The organism is Nitrobacter sp. NHB1, assembly GCF_036964665.1.
In the GTDB taxonomy this organism is placed as follows: Bacteria; Pseudomonadota; Alphaproteobacteria; order Rhizobiales; family Xanthobacteraceae; genus Nitrobacter.
The window spans coordinates 3,032,529-3,050,607 of the sequence record NZ_JBAMDA010000001.1; the positions used below are offsets into that span (position 1 = coordinate 3,032,529).

At 59.1% G+C, this 18,079-nt stretch carries 11 protein-coding genes; 4 read left to right on the plus strand and 7 right to left on the minus strand.

What is annotated here, in order from left to right:
- Window positions 1-28: 28 nt before the first annotated feature.
- On the minus strand, window positions 29-3,181 hold the full coding sequence (locus V4R08_RS14150) for an efflux RND transporter permease subunit (RefSeq protein WP_335579934.1): 3,153 nt from the start codon (window positions 3,179-3,181) through the stop codon (window positions 29-31).
- Window positions 3,182-3,201: 20 nt separating this feature from the next.
- On the minus strand, window positions 3,202-4,458 hold the full coding sequence (locus tag V4R08_RS14155; RefSeq protein WP_442935668.1) for an efflux RND transporter periplasmic adaptor subunit: 1,257 nt from the start codon (window positions 4,456-4,458) through the stop codon (window positions 3,202-3,204).
- Between the two features lie 306 nt (window positions 4,459-4,764).
- Between V4R08_RS14155 and V4R08_RS14160 the strand changes: the two genes are divergently transcribed.
- Both V4R08_RS14160 and V4R08_RS14165 read left to right on the plus strand, forming a co-directional pair.
- Window positions 4,765-5,439: a response regulator transcription factor gene (locus tag V4R08_RS14160; protein ID WP_335579936.1), complete on the plus strand. Its 675-nt coding sequence runs from the start codon at window positions 4,765-4,767 to the stop codon at window positions 5,437-5,439.
- On the plus strand, window positions 5,440-6,837 hold the full coding sequence (locus V4R08_RS14165) for a sensor histidine kinase (RefSeq protein ID WP_335579937.1): 1,398 nt from the start codon (window positions 5,440-5,442) through the stop codon (window positions 6,835-6,837).
- On the opposite strand, the gene V4R08_RS14170 is transcribed toward V4R08_RS14165, so the two are convergent.
- Both V4R08_RS14170 and V4R08_RS14175 read right to left on the minus strand, forming a co-directional pair.
- On the minus strand, window positions 6,818-8,074 hold the full coding sequence (locus V4R08_RS14170) for an ATP-binding protein (protein WP_335579938.1): 1,257 nt from the start codon (window positions 8,072-8,074) through the stop codon (window positions 6,818-6,820). The genes V4R08_RS14165 and V4R08_RS14170 overlap by 20 nt on opposite strands.
- A gap of 38 nt (window positions 8,075-8,112) precedes the next feature.
- Complete coding sequence (locus tag V4R08_RS14175; RefSeq protein ID WP_335579939.1) at window positions 8,113-8,778, minus strand: response regulator transcription factor; 666 nt, start codon at window positions 8,776-8,778, stop codon at window positions 8,113-8,115.
- A gap of 284 nt (window positions 8,779-9,062) precedes the next feature.
- Between V4R08_RS14175 and V4R08_RS14180 the strand changes: the two genes are divergently transcribed.
- Together V4R08_RS14180 and V4R08_RS14185 are read left to right on the plus strand one after the other, a co-directional pair.
- Window positions 9,063-11,363, plus strand: a complete 2,301-nt coding sequence (locus V4R08_RS14180) for a TonB-dependent receptor (protein WP_335579940.1) — start codon at window positions 9,063-9,065, stop codon at window positions 11,361-11,363.
- On the plus strand, window positions 11,363-11,755 hold the full coding sequence (locus V4R08_RS14185) for a hypothetical protein (protein WP_335579941.1): 393 nt from the start codon (window positions 11,363-11,365) through the stop codon (window positions 11,753-11,755). Before V4R08_RS14180 ends, V4R08_RS14185 begins: the two co-directional genes overlap by 1 nt.
- A gap of 960 nt (window positions 11,756-12,715) precedes the next feature.
- On the opposite strand, the gene narH is transcribed toward V4R08_RS14185, so the two are convergent.
- The 3 genes from narH to V4R08_RS14200 all read right to left on the minus strand — a co-directional run bounded on the left by narH (window position 12,716) and on the right by V4R08_RS14200 (window position 18,038).
- The gene (gene narH / locus V4R08_RS14190; protein WP_335579942.1) at window positions 12,716-14,257 is read right to left on the minus strand and encodes a nitrate reductase subunit beta; all 1,542 of its coding nucleotides are present in this window, start codon (window positions 14,255-14,257) and stop codon (window positions 12,716-12,718) included.
- Window positions 14,258-14,618: 361 nt separating this feature from the next.
- Complete coding sequence (locus tag V4R08_RS14195) at window positions 14,619-15,413, minus strand: hypothetical protein (protein ID WP_335579943.1); 795 nt, start codon at window positions 15,411-15,413, stop codon at window positions 14,619-14,621.
- A gap of 279 nt (window positions 15,414-15,692) precedes the next feature.
- Entirely contained in the window at window positions 15,693-18,038 is a 2,346-nt protein-coding gene (locus V4R08_RS14200; RefSeq protein ID WP_335579944.1) for a molybdopterin-containing oxidoreductase family protein, read from the minus strand.
- Window positions 18,039-18,079 lie beyond the last annotated feature (41 nt).

Sequence of the window (18,079 nt, forward strand, 5' to 3'; positions counted from 1 at the left end):
TTCTACGATCGCCCCGCCGGAGCCATTTCTATTCTGCCGGTTCAAGTGCCGATTCGGTAGCTTCAGCCACTATTTTTCGACGAGAAAATAGCGAGATCAGAACGGGCAATACGATGAGGATGACAAGCGGAGCAACCGTCATTCCGCCGACCACCACGACCGCGAGCGGCTTCTGCACCTGCGATCCGATTCCAGTGGACATCGCGGCCGGCAACAGGCCGATTCCCGCAATGACGCACGTCATCAGGACCGGGCGCATTTGAGCCTCACCCGCCTGCACGATCGCGTCGATCCGCTGCAGGCCCGACTCGATGAGTTGGTTGTACTGCGACAGGATCAAGATGCCGTTCATCACCGAAATGCCGAACAGCGCGATGAAGCCGATAGCCGCCGAGACGCTGAACGGAATCTGGGTCACGAACAGCGCAAAGATGCCGCCGATCACGGCCATCGGAATGACGCTCATTGCAAGCAGCATATCGCGCACGGACGTGAAATTGATCCAAAGCAATAGCCCGATAATGGCAAGACTGAACGGCACGACAATCTGCAGCCGTCCGATCGCCTCCTGCAGATTGCGGAATTCGCCGACCCATTCGAGATGGGTTCCGGCCGGCAATTGCACTTCCTGCGCGATCCGCTGTTTAGCCTCCTCGATGGTGCTGCCCAGATCGCGATCACGAACACTGAACTTGATCGGCAAGTAGCGCTGTTGCTGCTCCCGGTAGATATATGACGGGCCTGAGACGAGCCGGATGCTTGCCACCTCGCTCAACGGAATCTGCGTAACTCCTTTCGGCCCCGGTGCGCCGATCGTCAGCTTGCTGATGGCTTCCGCGCTTTGACGATATTGCGGGGCAAGCCGGACGACGATCGGGAAGTGCCGATCACTTCCCGGTTCGTAGACATCGCCGGCGGATTCACCGCCGATAGCGGTCCGGATCGTCGAATTGATGTCGCCGGGCGACAACCCGTAGCGCGCGGCGCGCTCGCGGTCGATATCGATCTGTATGGTTGGCTGACCGAGCGACGTGAATACGCCGAGGTCCGCTATCCCCGGCACAGTGGCCAGCACCGCCTTGATTTTGTCGGCCGTATCCGTCAGTTCCTGCAAGTCGTTGCCGAAAATCTTGATCGCATTTTCGCCTTTCACGCCTGACACCTGTTCGGCTACATTGTCCTGCAAGTACTGCGAGAAATTGAACTCGATCCCAGGAAATTCCGCGTTGAGCCGGGCCTGGATTTCCTCCGTCAGCTTTTCCTTGTCCAGTCCGGGAGGCCACTGGCTGACCGGCTTCAGCGGCGTGAAGAATTCGACATTGAAGAAGCCCGTGGCATCCGTTCCGTCATCCGGGCGGCCGTGCTGGGTGACGACCGTTTCCACTTCGGGGAAACTGCGGATCACCTTGCGCATACGGTTCGCGTAGCCATTCCCTTCCTGAAGCGAGATCGTCGCCGGCATCGTGGCCCGCACCCAGAGATTGCCTTCTTCCAGCTTGGGGAGAAATTCCAGTCCCAGAAAGCGCATCGCGACGAGCGCCAGAATAAACACCGCCAGCGCCAGAACGGCCGTCAACCTCCGGTTCGCGACAGCGAGCCGCAGAGCCGGGCTGTAAAAGCGATGAAGCGTCCGCACCAGCCACGTTTCAGTTTCCTCGACATGCTTGGGCAGCAGAAGTGCACTGAGCGCGGGAGTCACGGTGAATGTCGCGATCAATCCTCCGGCAATCGCGTAAGCATAGGTCTTCGCCATCGGGCCGAAGATATGTCCCTCCACGCCGGTCATGGTGAACAGCGGAATAAATCCTGCGATAATGATTCCGGTCGCGAACATGATCGAGCGATTGACGCTGATGCTCGCCGTGTAGATGGCGAACAGCCGTGCGCTGAACCCGGATGATTTTCCGCTCACCGATGACGGAGCGGGAGCATCATGTCCGAGTTGCCGGAATATCCGCTCCACCATGATGACGGTGGCATCGACGATCAGGCCGAAATCGATCGCTCCGACGGACAACAGGTTGGCGGACTCTCCGCGCAAAACCATGATGCCGACAGCGAAAAACAGCGCGAACGGAATCGTTGCACCTACGATCAGGGCGCTGCGAAGATTGCCGAGAAACAGCCACTGCAATGCGAAGATCAACAGAATGCCGAACACCATATTGTGCAGGACAGTATGAGTCGTCGTGTCGATCAGGTCCTGACGGTCGTAGATGCGCTCGATTCGAACACCCGGTGGCAGAATGCCGGAGGTATTGATGTGCTCGACTTCCGCCTTCACCCGCTCGATCGTGGGGGTGCTTTGCTGGCCGCGGCGCATCAGCACGATACCCTCGACAATATCGTCGTCGTTGTCCTGGCCTGCAATACCGAGGCGGGGTCGATGGCCGACGATCACCGTGGCGACATCGCGGATCAGCACCGGATTGCCGCCGGCCTGGGTCAGCATGGTATTGTTGATGTCGTCGATCGACCGAATAAGGCCAACACCGCGAACGACCGCCGACTGCGTGCCGAGATCGACGATGTTTCCGCCGACATTCAGGTTGCTGCTGCGCAACGTCTGCAGCAATTGCGACAGTGTGAGGTTGTGGGCGATGAGCTTGTCGAGGTCGACCTGCAATTCGTAGGTCTTGGTCTTTCCTCCCCAGCCAACGACATCCACAATGCCGGGAACGGCGCGGAAACGGCGTTGCAAAACCCAGTCCTGAAGGGTCTTCAGATCGAGCACGCTATAGCCCGGCGGGCCGACCAGCCTGTAGCGATAGATTTCACCAATCGGACTGACCGGGCTGATGGTTGGTTGAACGCCGTCCGGTAACCCGGAGAGCTGCGACAGGCGGTTGAGCACATGCTGGAGCGCCTGGTCGTAGGTATAGTCATAGGTAAACTGCAGCTTGACGTCCGACAGGCCGTAAAGAGAGATGGTTCTCATCACATGGAGGTTCGGCACGCCGGAGAGCTGCGTTTCGATCGGAATCGTGATGTAACGTTCGATTTCTTCGGCCGAAAGCCCCGCGCTTTGAGTGATCACATCCACCATCGGGGGGACGGGATCGGGATAGGCCTCGATATTCAGGACCCTAAACGCGGCGATCCCGCCGGCCAGCGTCATGATGAACATGACCAGCATCAGAACGCGCTGTCTCAACGCAAACGCGACGATCGGATTGATCATTTACGAACGACCTGTATTCGTCAGGTTTGTTTGGAAGCCGTCATCCGGTCGATGAACAGGCTGCCGCGGGTGACGATCTTCTCGCCCGGATTGAGCCCATCCAGCACCTGGATCAATCGACCGTCCGATTCTCCGAGCTTGATCTGACGCAATTCGACCGAACGGTCGTCACTGGCGACCCAGACCCGCGCGTTGCTGCCTTCATAGATCACCGCCTCGCGAGGCACTGTTGGCGTTGGCTTCCCCTCGCTGGTGACGATCGTGACGCTCGCAAACATCTCGGGTTTGAGCAGCCCGTCGACATTGTCGACGCTGGCGCGGACCAGAAGCCGCCGGCTATCGGGATCGATTGCCGGTGCAACGTAGTCGATCCGCGTCTCGAACACACGGTCCGGCTCGGTCAGCACCTTGAACGTCATCCGCTCGCCGATCCGCACTTTGGCGACGTCGGTCTCGCGCACGTAGGCCGCGATCCAGACCTTCGACGTATCCCCGATCAGGAAAATGGGATCGCTATCGCCTCCGCCGGCGCTGACATATTGTCCTGGGCCGATCTTGCGTTGCAGAACCGTCCCGGCCAGCGGTGCATACACCGGTGCATCGGGCGTGAGCGCGCCCGTTTTCTCGAACGCATCAATTTCGGCATCGGTTTTGCCAACCAGCCGCAACCGGTTGCGCGCGGCCTGAAGGGCAATCTCCGCCGAGCGGGAATCGTTCTCCGCGGCGGTGAGATTGGTCTGGGCCTCCTGCCATTCTCGCTGCGACGCGGCCTTGTCCTTGGCCAGGGTCGACATCCTTCGCTCGACGATCTGCGCGAGCCTGACCTGGGAAGCCGCCTTGTTCCGGGTCGTCAGGGCGACAACGAAATCCTTCTGGGCGTCGACGGAGTCGGCCGCCGCGATCACAAAGAGAAGCTGTCCTTTCTGAACGTCATCGCCGGGCGCAACCATCAATTTTGTCACCCGGCCCGCATACGGCGCGAAGATACGGGTGGACAGGTTCTGATCGATTGCGATCTTGCCTTCGGTGCGAAATTCGGAGCGAAATGCATGTTGCTCGACGGGCTGCACCGTCACGGTGCCCCATTGCGCCGCCGTCAGACGCAGCTTTCCGTCGGCCTGCTTGATTTCGCTGTCCAGCGCTGAATTGCGGGTGGCACTGCCACGATCGACGTTCAGAACGATCGCGGCCGCCGCAATCGTGACCAAAGCGGTCATCAGGCCGATGACGGTCCGTGGAATTGTCCACGCTCGCCAGAGTGACGCCAGACGAAGCATGACTTCGTATCTCCACTTCCTCGTGCTCTGCCGGATATCTCCAGGCAGCCCGCCTCGTCAGAATCGATGATTTTTGCGTTGGCACAAGATCTTGCCAGCTCAAGCGATTTTGCGAAACGAGCATGATCCCGATGCACGGCATATCTGCTATAGGGGCTGCATCTTACGGCAGCCTTACAGCGACGGTTATGACAGCTACCTTACACACAGCTTACAATCGGAGCCCCGCGAGGTCGGAATGACGCCAGCATTCGTCCGCCCGATGCTGACCACGGCAACAGCCGGATCAAAGAGGCCATCGCAGCCATGAGAGTCCTGATTGTGGAGGACAGCGAAGAACTGGCTGACCTTCTGGCGAAGGGATTGCAGGCGGCCGGCTACGAGATCGATGTTCTGGCCAATGTGTCGGACGCATACAGCGCGCTTGGAACGACTCGCTATGCCGCGTTGATTCTGGATCTGGGTTTGCCCGATGGCGACGGGCTTTCGATCCTGCGCGAGCTGCGGCATCGCAAGGACCCCATCCCGATCCTGGTGCTCACTGCGCGCGGCGGCGTGGAGGATCGGGTTAACGGCCTCCGGAGCGGGGCAGACGACTATCTGGTCAAGCCGTTCGCTTTTGACGAGCTGGTGGCGCGGCTCGAGGCGCTCCTCAGGCGCCCGGGACAGTTGCTCGGCAGTTCATTGCGGCTTTCGAACGTAACGTTCGACACCGAAGGCCGACAGGCATTTGTCGACATGAAGCCTCAAAACCTCTCCGCTCGGGAAATCGCGGTACTCGAACTGCTGATGCGCCGGAAGGGTAGCGTCGTCTCCAAAAAGCTTCTCGAAGACCAGATCTTCGGTCTCACCGGAGATTTCGCTTCCAATGCCGTCGAGGTCTATGTGCATCGTCTGCGCAAGCAGCTTCTGGATATCGGTGCAAAGGTAAAGATCACCACCGTTCGGGGAGTTGGCTATGTGATGATGGAGAGCGACTAGGTGGCGCTGCGAAAATCCATCCTGTCCCGCATCGTCGCTCTTCATGTCGTCGCGGTGATTGTTGCGGCGGTTTTGCTGCGGTTCGTGCTGCACTGGTCGCTGGCATCGGATGTCGCAAAACTTCAGCTCGGCACGATGGCGGCTCAGACCGAGATCTTTGCCCGCCACCTGGAGCCGTCATCGACAGGGGGATGGTCTCTGCGCCTTCCGGCCGGCGTGCGCGATCAGTATTCTGAGACGTACGGTCGATACGCTTATGCGATCATCGACGACGCGGGCACGGTGATTTTCTCATCGCGCGCGAACAAGCAACCGCTCTTTGCCATCGATCCGGACGCGACCGGAATTGTCCCGCACAGAGCGCGAACCCCCGGCGGAGCAAAGACGATCGCCGGAGCCAGCACTCGCGAGAATATTGACGGCCATGCTGTCTGGATACAGGTCGCGGAGGAATTGTCGCATCGGGACGTGATCGTCGACGATGTTCTCGCGAGATTCCTGCACCAGGTCGTCTGGATCATTGTTCCCATTCTGCTTCTCCTGCTCGGCGCCGATATCATCATTTTCCGCCTGGCGATCGGGCCGCTACACAGGGCCTCCGATCGCGCGAGGCATATCAGCCCGAGGCGCCTTGACGTCCGCTTGCCAACCGACGACATGCCTCCCGAGATCCTGCCTCTCGTGGAAGCCGTCAATCAGGCCCTCGATCGACTGGAGCAGGGTTTCCGCAGCCAGCGTGAGTTTGCCGCCGATGCGGCGCATGAATTGCGGACGCCACTTGCCATTCTCCGCACGCGAATCGAGACTCTCCCCCATAGCGAGGCGAGCCGTGCCTTGGGGCGCGACGTCGAGAATATGAGCAGGGTTGTCGGTCAGTTGCTCGATGCGACGGAGCTTGAGACAGCGGTTGTCGATCCGGAAGCCGTTGCGGATCTTCACGAGGTTTGCGTTGAGGTCGCCGAGTTCATCGCGCCGCTGGCATTGAAGCGAGGAAAGAGCATCGAATTGACGTGCGCCGACGAGCCCGTTCTCGTCAAGGGAAACGCGGAGATGATCCGGCGCGCGACGCGAAATGTCGTCGAAAACGCTCTTCATCACACCCCCGAGGGTACCGCCATCGAAATCATCGTCGACCCTGACGGATCTGTCAGTGTTATCGACAATGGCGACGGTGTGCCGCTGGCGGATCGTGAAGCGATTTTCCAGCGGTTCTGGCGGCGATCCTCTCGTGCGACCGGAGGCGCAGGATTGGGATTGTCTATCGTCAAGAAGATTGTTGAAGCCCATTTTGGGAGCATCACTGTCGAGGATGGCCCCGGTCGCGGCGCCAGATTCATCATGCGTTTTCCGCTCGTCGGCGGCGCTTCAGGCCAAACGATCATGCCTGCGGAAATATGATTGTCGCGATCGTACCGATCTGATCTGCTCGGTTTGCATGACGCAACTGCAGGTCGTGGCGATCCGCGGTGGTTTTCGCAATTGCCAATCCGAGGCCAGTGCCTTCGATTTCCTGCGGCGCAGCACGGAAAAAGCGGTCGTAGATGAAAGGCATTGCCTCGTCGGTAATTCCTGGACCGCTATCCAGAATGTCTATCTTCGGTCGATTGTCGGCGAGCAAAAGTCTGACCGTAATCAGCCCGTTCCGCGGGGAGTAACGAACCGCATTGTCGAGAAGGATCGATACCAGCTTCCGGATTGCGGCCTCGTCGCCCTTGACGGAAGCCGCCGCGACAATCTCCCGTTCGAACTGAATGTCGCTCGCCTCGGCGACGGAGACGAAGTCTGCCAGTATCGAGGTGATGAGTGCAGCGAGGTCGATCATCCGATGTTCCGGAGACGTGGCGCCCTCGGTCCTCGCCATTTCCAGGAGCTGACTCGCCAAATAGGAAGACCTCCTGACACCTTCGCCGAGTTCGTTTGCCATCTCCCGGGATTGATCGCTGAGATCCGATGCGAGCAGATTGTCCGCCTGGATCTGCAGCGCCGCAAGCGGCGTCCGAAGTTCGTGTGCGGCATCGGCAACGAAGCGTCTTTGAGCTTCCAATTCCCGACGATAGCGTTCGACCAATTCGTCGATAGCTACGATCAGAGGAGCTATCTCTTTCGGCACTCCCGCAGGTCCCAGAGGTTCGCGCGCGTCCACACTGCGGCGGCCAATGTCGCTTGACAGGCGGTGAAGACCGCGAAGGGTTCGATTGATCGATCGGCGTATGATGAACCAGGCAAGAGGGATTGACAGAAGCAGTGGAAGTGCCGCACCGGCCGCCGCAAACCTCGCAATTTCCCGGCGCGCGCTCCAGGCTTGTGCGATCTGTATGTTATGCTGCGCGTGGCTCCACCGATAGACACGCCATTCCTGTCCTTCGGCCACGACATCGGTAAGCCCCGGTTGAGAGCGCCAAGGAATGTCGACCGGCGGGCCTGCACGATGAACAAGATTGCCGGAGCGATCCCAGATGCGAACGACGAGTTGGTCCTCGTGCTCCGCGTCCAACAGCGGATCGGCGTCGCGGCGTTCCCCTGGAGCGACATTGATCGCTATCTCCTGAAGCTGCGCATCGAGAAACTTGTTCATCTCGAAGGCTACAAGGAAGAACGACATTGTTGATGCAGCCAGACAGAATGCCGCCAGCAATGATGTAACCGGAGTGATGATAGCCTTGCTAAGCGATCTCATATGCCGGCCTTGGTGACCATCCAGCCTGCGCCCCGTATGTTTCGAATGATATCCTTGCCGTATTTCTTGCGCAGCCCATGAATGACAACGTCGACGGCATTGCTCTGGACCTCCTCGCTCCAGCCGTAGATACGGCTCTCGATCTGGGACCGCGAGAGGATCGTTCCCGGGCGCTCCATTAGCGCGTGCAGGACCGAGAATTCGCGTGCGGAAAGAACAGATTCGATGCCGCGGAAAGTCGCGACGTAGGTGGAAGGGTCCAGGGTAATTTCCTTGCTCGTCACTAGGGAATTGGATCGAGCGTTGACCCGCCGTACGATGGCCCGAATGCGAGCGAGGAGAGCCCGAAGTTCAAATGGCTTGACGATGTAGTCGTCAGCTCCGAGATCAAGGCCGGTCACCATGTCTTCGACCCGGTCGCGGGCCGTGATGATGAGAATGGGCGGGGCCTTGCTGGTTCCGCGCATAGCCTTGAGGACATCGAAACCCGACATCTCCGGAAGTCCGACGTCGAGTAGGGCAATCGCATGTTCCGCACGTTTCAATGCGGCAAAGCCGTCCGGGCCATTGCGAACCCAATCGATGGTCATGCCGTTTTGCTTGAGTCCTCGTACGAGCGCCTTGCCGAACATTGCGTCGTCTTCGATCAACAGGAGGCGCATGGCATCACTCGGGTGATCTACTTGGCTGGACTGGACAGCTAATACGTTGCTCGGACGTCGATTGACTGTCAGGGGACCTTCGACCGGTCAAGCTATTGTCCGTCGTCAAATTTAGAACGATTAAAAATGGCCACCCCGGAGCTGGCGCCGACGTTCAAGCGAATATTGATCTATTCTAAACGAGATTTAATCCTCACCTAATTCTGTCCCGGCAGATGCGTCCTGTATTTGGGCATGCGGCCGCTGCTTTGAATCAGTGCGGCGCGCGGAATTCGGGGCATTTTATGACGAACATCGGGTCAGGGGTTGAGCGTCACGGTTGGCGCTGCTTTTTGTTGTCGACCAGTGCAGCGGTGGTGCTTGGCACCGGATTGTTGCTCGATTCTACCCCGGCGCTGGCGCAACAGGAACAGTCATCTGCAAATCCGTTGCCGCCGATTCACGTATCGCCGCCACAACAGAGAACCCGTCGAGCCCGATCGACGCCCAACACATCGAGAGCGGCGCGACCGAGAGGGCGGACCGTCGTTGCCGCGCCTTCGGAGAAGAAGTTTCCGAGCGTGAGCAGCCAGGACGCGAGGACCGGACAGACAGGTTACGTCACGCAGAGCACGAGCAGCGCAACGCGAACGAACACCGCTTTGATCAACGTCCCTCAGTCGGTGACCGTGCTTACGAAGGACTTCATCAAGGACCAGTCTTTCACTTCGATCGGCGAAGCGACCCGGTATGTGCCCGGCGTCATCTATCATCAGGGCGAGTCTCATCGAGACGACCTGGTGATCCGCGGGCAGCGAAGCAATGCGGACTTCTACACGAACGGAATCCGGGACGACGTGCAGTATTTCCGTGATTTCTACAATTTGCAGAGGCTCGAAGTCTTGAAGGGCCCCAACGCCATGGTCTTCGGACGTGGCGGCGGCGGCGGCGTTATCAATCGTGTGCTGAAGGAGGCCGATGGCACGACCATTCGCGAGGTGACAGTCGGCGGCAATTCCTATCCCGGCGCGCGCGTGACGACCGATATCGGGCAGGCTGTCAACGAGAACTGGGCGGCGCGCTTCAATGCCATGTATGAAAATACGCAGAGCTACCGAGATTTTGTGAATCTCGAGCGCTGGGCCGTCAATCCAACCGTCACGTTTGCGCCAAACGATACCACGACGGTCAAGCTGAGCTACGAGCACCTGCACGACCGCCGCACCGTCGATCGCGGAATACCTTCGCAGATCCGCCCGGGCGGAGCGCTACCGCTACTCCCATACAGCACGTCGGCATCGACCTTCTTCGGCAATCCCAATTTGAACTATGCGCTCGCTGACGTGGACATCGGCACCGCCGTTATCGAGCATGATTTCGAAAACGGATTCACCGTCCGCAATGCTACCCAGGCGGCGCGCTACGACAAATTCTACCAGAACATTTATCCTGGCGGTGCGGTCAATGTTGCTGGCACATCCAGCAATCTATCTGCCTATAATAACGAAACGGATCGTGCCAACCTCTTCAATCAAACGGACCTGACATACAAGTTTGACGCCGGGATCACGCGCCATACTGTTGTATTTGGAGGCGAGGTCGGTCGTCAAAGCGGCCTGAATTTCCGTCATACTGGTTACTTCAACGGCGTGTCGAAAACCCTCGCCGTTGATCCGAGAAATCCGGTCTCCTATGTCCCGGTGACGTTCGTAAACGATGCAGGCGACTCGAACAACACCTATAATCTTAACCTTGGGGCGGTCTATGTGCAGGACCAAGTCGAGATAACCCGCTATCTGCAATTGATCGGCGGTGTGCGGTTCGACCATTTCGATCTTCAGTCGCGAGACAGGCGCACCAACGTTGTACTGGGTCGTGTCGACGATTTGGTGTCACCTCGCGCCGGGGTCATCTTCAAGCCAATCGATAATCTTTCGATCTACGGCAGCTATAGCGTGTCGTATCTGCCGAGCGCGGGCGATCAATTCAGCTCGCTCAATCCCGGGCTGGTGATCGCAGAGCCGGAGAAGTTTGTGAACAAGGAAGTCGGGGTCAAATACGACATCTTGCCTCGGCTTCAGTTTGCCGCGGCATTGTATGACCTCGATCGGACCAACCAGCGTCTTGCGGATCCGAACAATTCTGGCTTCTACCTCCTCAGCGGAGCGACCAGAACGCGCGGTTTCGAGACGTCACTTGCTGGTTATGTCACAGATTCCTGGCAGATTACCGCAGGGTATGCCTATACGGATGCACGGATCGCGAGCAATACGTCGCCGACGGTCGTGGCGGGCAACAGGGTGGCGCTCGTGCCGTACAATACGATCTCCGTTTGGAACAAATACCAGTTCAATCCAATGTGGGCAGCGGCCGTCGGGGTGATTCACTATTCGAATTTCTTTGCGTCGTCCGACGATACCGTCCGCATTCCGGAGTTTACGCGCGTGGATGGTGCGGTCTTCCTGACCTTGAATGAAACGTGGCGTGCTCAGTTGAACATCGAAAATCTGTTTGACCGGAAGTACTACGCAACGGCTGATGGAAATAATAACATCACGCCAGGGTCACCGCGGGTATTCCGATTGTCGGCTACCGCCAAGTTCTGATGCGCTTGAAGCTCAGGCGTGGCGCGGAGCCTCATACGAAGCGCGACGAGTGGCGTGACGGGCGCCCCCCGTCGGAGGAGGGTGAAAGCGATGCTGCTTCGGGGCGCTATTTCACATTGGAAATCGATGGCAGGGCGGTCCTGGTGTTCTCGGCCCCCTCATTGAGATCAGCCAAAACGCGCGTGAGAGAGGATTGGTTCATTCAGGAGATGAGCCAGATGAGAACGGGCGGAAAGCCTTTGTGCGAGCCAGATAGTACCTTTGTTGTACGAGCCGCATCTCTTCAAGAGCAGAGCGAGGCGGAGGTCTGGTTTTTTATCGACCGGTTTCGCGGCGACGACGTCAAGTATCACTTTACTTTTCTGGTGCCGATGGACGCGCAACCGCATTAGGCCGGCCGTTATCGTTGCTCGCACAGATCGATGACCGCTCTTTCGATTCGATGACCGAGATAGTTGGCCTTCGATTCCATGACGTCACCGTAGACGGCTCGTCACCGAGCCTGACGTTCGATGGTACGTCGGGTGACATCGGATCGCCGACGCCGCCAATGGCTTTATGGAAATGGCGTGGATTTTATTCGCAAAGAGAGGCCCGCCAGGAGGAAGCAGAGCGGGCCAAGTCAGGAACCAAGGTGGACGGCACCCGGCCAAAGGGCCGTCCGCGCGGTTAATGTGCAGGGAGAGGAGGGGGTTCCTGGACGCCGGCTTAATCACGGTCATTTGACGGCAGATGAAAGACGGACGAACGAACCTTTGACGGGGTACCGATGACAGATCATCGCTGGGGGAATTTCAGGCCCAGTCGTTAGGCCAGCGCCGCCGGCGAGTATACTCCGCCAGGTGGCGCTGTGCATTTTGATGAGACCATGAAAAACGCCCCGTCGTTTCACGGCAGGGCCCTCTTGTTACGTGGAGATGGCCTGACCGCCGATTTCAAGTCGGCCGTGAGCACCCGATAATAAGAGAAAGCCCGCCGGGGAGGCGGGCCAAGTCGGGTTCGGGAATTGCGGGGGTGAGGGTATCCCGTTCCGGCTGGTTAATGCGCGGGAAGGGGAGGAGTTCCGGGCCTACGGCCACTCCTCTCAAGCGGCTGGCATTCCGGCGCAAGATCCGGCGCAAGAAGGGTCTGCAAGCAAAAGCCCAACATGCTTTTGTCGAACCCTATCCCGATCCGACTCGGCCGGTAACGATAAGAACAATCGCCTCGGTCGATGATTGGGGACACGCCTCGGGCCGGTTCGCGGCCCGAGAGTTTAATTCATCAGTTTTATACAGCCGCGTCGGATGCGCGAGATAGGTTCGAGTACCGAAACCCAACCGCTGTCTCGCGCCCCGTTAGTGTAAAAAAGCCTATGGCCCTCTCGCCGGGTCGGTATGGAAGCCGACGCCGACCTCACCTCTGCGAACCGGGTAGTTGCGCGACACCGGATCAAGCTGCGGGAACAGCGCATCAACCGATTCCTCACGCTCCATCGGCGGAACCACGAAGCGTTCCTCGAAGGTGGGCATGGAGGTAAGCCGCCAGATCGCCTCGACCTCGGCCGCGGTGGTCTTGCCTTCGGCCAGAGCCCGCTGCACCTCTTCCTCCGGGATATCCTTGACCTTCTTCGAGCGCATATAGACGCGCACCGCGACCAGTTTCTTGTAGACGCCGCGGATGATGTCCTCATTACCGCCCGACAACAAGCTCGCCATATAGCGCAGCGATACACGCGACCTTTCGAGCGAACTCATCAACGGTCCCAATCTCGCTTCCGAGGCGATGTTGTCGTAGACGCCGTTTTCCACCTTGGCGAGCACCGGCCCCAGCGGCGGCACGTAGAACAGCATCGGCAGCGTGCGGAACTCCGGATGCAGCGGCAGCGCAATGCCCCACTTCTTGACGAACTGGAAGACCGGCGACTTCTGCGCCGCGTCGATCTTCGCATCGGGGATGCCGTTGGCCCTGGCGGCCGCGATGATCTTCGGGTCAAACGGATCCATGATGATGTTACGCTGCGCCATCACCAACTGGTCTTGCTGGGCCTTGGCGGTTTCCTCGATCGCATCGGCATCGTAAAGCACGAGGCCGATATACCGGATGCGTCCCACGCACGAGTGGAAGCAGGCCGGAGGCTGGCCGCTCTCAAGGCGCGGATAGCACAGGATGCATTTCTCGGCCTTGCCGGTCGACCAGTTGAAGTAGGTCTTCTTGTACGGGCAGCCGGAGATGCACATGCGCCAGGCGCGGCAGCGCTCCTGGCTGACCAGCACCACGCCATCCTCGCCGCGCTTGTAGATCGCCCCTTGCGGGCACGCCGCCACGCAGCCCGGGTTGAGACAATGGTTGCAGATGCGCGGCAGATAGAAAAACACCGTGCTGTTGATCTCGTTGATCTGGCGCATTTCCTCGTCGGAGGCGCCATCGTAGTTCGGATCGTTGTTGGCGTAGACCTGCGAGCCGCCGAGGTCGTCGTCCCAGTTCGGTCCCGCCTCGATCGTGTCCATGTACTTGCCGGTCACCATCGAGATGGCGCGCGCGGTGGGCTGCTCGTCGGCCAAAGGCGCGTTGATCAGGTTCTGATAGTCGTAGGTCCAGGGCTCGAAATAGTCGTCGAGCGTCGGCAGATAGGGGTTGTAGAAGATGTTGGTGAGCGTTCCCCACTTGCCCTGCAGCCGCAGCCGCAGGCTCTTCTGCCTGGTTCCGTCGACCACCCAGCCGCCGCGATACTTGGTCTGGTCTTCCCAACGTGTCGGGTATCCCGTACCCGGCTTGGTCTCCACGTTGTTCCAGTACATGTACTCGGTGCCCTTGCGATCGGTCCAGATGTTCTTGCACGCGATGCTGCAGGTGTGGCAACCGATGCACTTATCCAGGTGAAAGACCATCGAAACTTGAGATCGGATATCCATGTGTCGTGCTCCCTTCGTTCGTTTAGCTCGTTCCTATGGCTTCTGGTCGCCTTATCGGTTTTGCTTATGCCTTTGCGTTTCGTGCTTGTTGCCTCGTGCTTGTTGCCGGTCGTGCCAGCATGTACCGAACGCTGACAGTCTGGCTTTAGCGAAGCCAGACCAGCTATCCAGCAGCGGCACGGGCGACAGGCTCAATGTTGCTTCCGCGCGAGCAACGCTTGCGTCGCCGATGCCGTGCCTTGTCGCGCTCGGGTGGGCATCGTCGGGCGACGAGATCTCACCAGAGAGAACTCGCCCACCTCTTGGCTCTCACGAGCGCTCAATCCGGTTTCTTAACGCTGACTAAGCAGCTTTAGACCGGCTAAGCAGCGGACTTAACCTTAGTCTTCTTTGCCGGCGTCCGAACCACTGGCTTCTTCGGCAACGTCACCATGGGCGCACCGTTCTGGAAGCCTGCCTCGATCTCGCCGGCATCGGCACCTACAGGCAGTGCGGCCTCGCGCTGTTGCTTGTGAGCGATCAGGCGCTCGAATGATCGCGCCAACGCCACCCGGAATCCGGTGGCCGTACTGCGGAACGTGTTCCACAACATCACCGCGCCTTCGCTCGGCACCAGGACCGACGCCATTCCCGATCCGACCGGCGTCCGGTTCAAAACGAGAGGCGAATCGTGCAAGCGGGCAACGGATCCAGCACCAACGTGCTCGTCACCAACGTGCTCGTGCTCGTCCTCGTTGTGCGGCATCGCGACCGGCAATTGCAGCACCGTGGCAGTTTGCCCCGGCATCAGCCGATTGATCTTCAGAACTTGTCCATTTGGGAATTCCAACGCGTCGTGCTGAACGTAGGGATCGTTCACATCGATCTGCCGGAAGCTTGCGACCCTGTGACCCACGCGGCCCTTGCCAAAGCTCACGCCCAAGAAGCTAAAACTGAAGGCGCTGTCGTATTGGACATCCTCGTCGAACGCGAGTTCCGTTCCAGGCCGCAGGCAGACTGCCATCTCGGGTGGACTGTCATGGACGACTAGTTTGGAACCGACTTCTCCCACGGCTGCAAAGCCGCGCGCTTTTGACCGCGCAAGTTCCATCGTCACCAGCTTGTCGGCCACCCTGGCAGGCCGCGAGGAGACGTGATGCAGGCTATAGTCGCACATGAGGTCCTCCTCAAATTCGAATGATCCGTTTGCGGCCTCAACATCAACGTTGGCACTTGGTTCCGACAATTCCTCCAGTTGCGTCCCGGACGTCGATCACTTTTCCGGCATTCATAAAATCTATCGTGGGAAGCCGAATGTTGTGGCGCGAATGACCGCCGACCGTCGATCGTGCCTGCACAGCATGCTGTCTTCGTCACGCGGCAAATCAAACGTCGCCGCGACGGGGAAGTGGTCGCTTCCCAACATACACCAATCAATCAAACGGACCCCAATCAATTAAACGAAAGGGGCAGCCCTTTCCAATTGGCAGGCATAGGCGCGCAAGGGAAAAGACCCGCTGATGGGATCGTAAAACGCGTTACTGATCAGTTTGCTGTAGTTCCGGGAAATGCCGTCTGCGCCTGCTGCATTATCGGTCTGGTCGGACCAGCCATATTGAGCGCAAACGACGTCCTTTTCGAGAGTGCGGTTGAATCTTGCACGCGCCCGGATAGCACCTTGGGGAGAACGGATGATGACCCAGTCATGTTCATCGATGTCGCGTGCTCTCGCCGTATCGGGATGCACCTCGATGAGCGGATCCGGCATTTTGTCACGCAGACTGGGGAGATTTCGAAACTGGCTATGACAAAAGTGGGTCCATTTGGCCGATGTCAGCCGCAATGGAAAGTGTTCTTGCCATTCCGGGTGTTGTTCGATGCTGGCGGCGGGCGCGACATAATCCGGCAAAGCCGACTGGCCGATATCGTGCAAGAGCTGCGAATAGATTTCGACGCGGCCGGTGGGGGTGGCAAAGCCGTGCTGCGTGTATTTTCGATATTCGGTCGAGAGAGGAAGCGCGACGCCTTCGGGATGAGCCCGCAGCGTCTCCAGCGTCACGCGGGACGGTTCCAGCATGGACTCGATGCCTGCGTCGATATTGCCATCGAAGAATTGATCCTTCAGACCCAGACGCTGCGCCAGCTCAAAAACAATCCACGTATCCGAGCGGGACTCGCCGCGCGGCGGCACGACCGCCGTCCGTAGTTGCAAGAGCGCGTCGGCTTCCTGGTTGACGCGAAACCCATCCGCGATCCCCTCCCGCTCCCACGCCGATGATACCGGCAACACCACGTCGGCTTCGGCGGCCATCGGGGTGAGGAACAAATCGCAATGGACATAGAAATCAAGTTTTCGGAGCGCGCGCACGCCCTCCTCGGGGCTGGGGCGGCTGTGCAGAAGACTGGAGCCGAAGGCCACCAGCCCTTTCACCGGGTACGGCTGTTCTTCGAGAATGGCCCGATACAGCTCACGCGTCGTGATCCAGCCGCTTTTCGCCGGACCGACGGGGCGTTCCGTCAACCCGAGGGTTTTGGCGGGCTGTGCGAGAGGGATGAGGTTGCGGCCGAATACGTTGTTCAGTTTCGGCCTGGCAAAATAGACGTTTCCTCCCGGTGCATCGATATGACCGGTGAGGGCATACAAAAGGCACATCGCGCGGCTGGTCTGCGTCGCATTGGTGCTCTGCCCGACCCCGGACCATGCATAGTAGGACACCGGCCCGTGCGTGTAGAGCATTTCCGCGACGAGTCGAATCTGTTCGGCCGGCACACCCGTAATCTTCTGGGTTCTCTCCGGGGAATACGCCCGGCACAAGCTCGCATATAATTCGAACGCCGGCCGGCAGGTGATCCGGCCGTGCAATGTGTCGAGTTCAAACGTGCCGGCCAGAGAAAGCTGATGCGACGATGCATCCTGTTGCGGTCCACGACCACAGACCAGGGGACGCCCGGCCGACCCATCCCATGCCACGTAGTGGTCTGCACGGCCGTTTTCTTTCAAATCGGATTCGACGAGATGACGTCCGTTGTCGTCGCGAATCAGAAACGGGCCGTTGCTCCAGGTGGAGATGAAATCACGATCGTACCATCCGCGTTCGATCATGACGCCGGCGATGCCCAATGCCAGCGCGCCATCGGTGCCCTGCCGCACGCGCAACCACTGGTCGGCCTTATGCGCCAATCCTACTTGCCGTGGATCGATGACGATGAGTTTCATGCCGCGCTTCTTCGCTTCAGCGATTGCCGAGGTTTGTGCCAGCCAGCAATTGGTCGGGTTGAATCCCCACAACACCAGGCATCCGGTACGTTTGAAGTCCGGCATGCCGCTATCGGCGCCAAAGGTGAAAGCGGTGGCGAAATCCTTGTGCCAATTGCAAACATGGGCCGTCGTAACTGCGTTGGGGCTGCCAAAGCCGTTGATCAGGCGGTAGATCCACGGCATCGCGTCGCTGATGGCGGTGCCGCTGGACGTGGTGACGCTGAAGGCGACGGACTCGGGGCCGAACTGTTTCGCCGTTTCTTTCATGCGGCCGGCGGTGAAGCTCAGCGCCTCTTCCCACGAAATAGCTTGCCACCCCGCGTCCGGATCGCCCTTCGGGCGGGTTCTTTTAACGGGCGTCAACAGGCGATCCGGGCTGTTAACGAGCTCGGGTGCTGCCTTGCCCTTGATGCAGAAGCTTCCGCCGGTCGGATGGTTCGGGTCCGGCTCGACCTTGGTCAGAACGCCATTTTCGACTGTGGAAATACACCCGCAATGCGAGATGCACAGCGCACAGTATCCGCGGATTCGCTGCAGAGTCATAGGGAGCCGTCCGTATCGATAATCCCGTAGGAAAAAGCAGA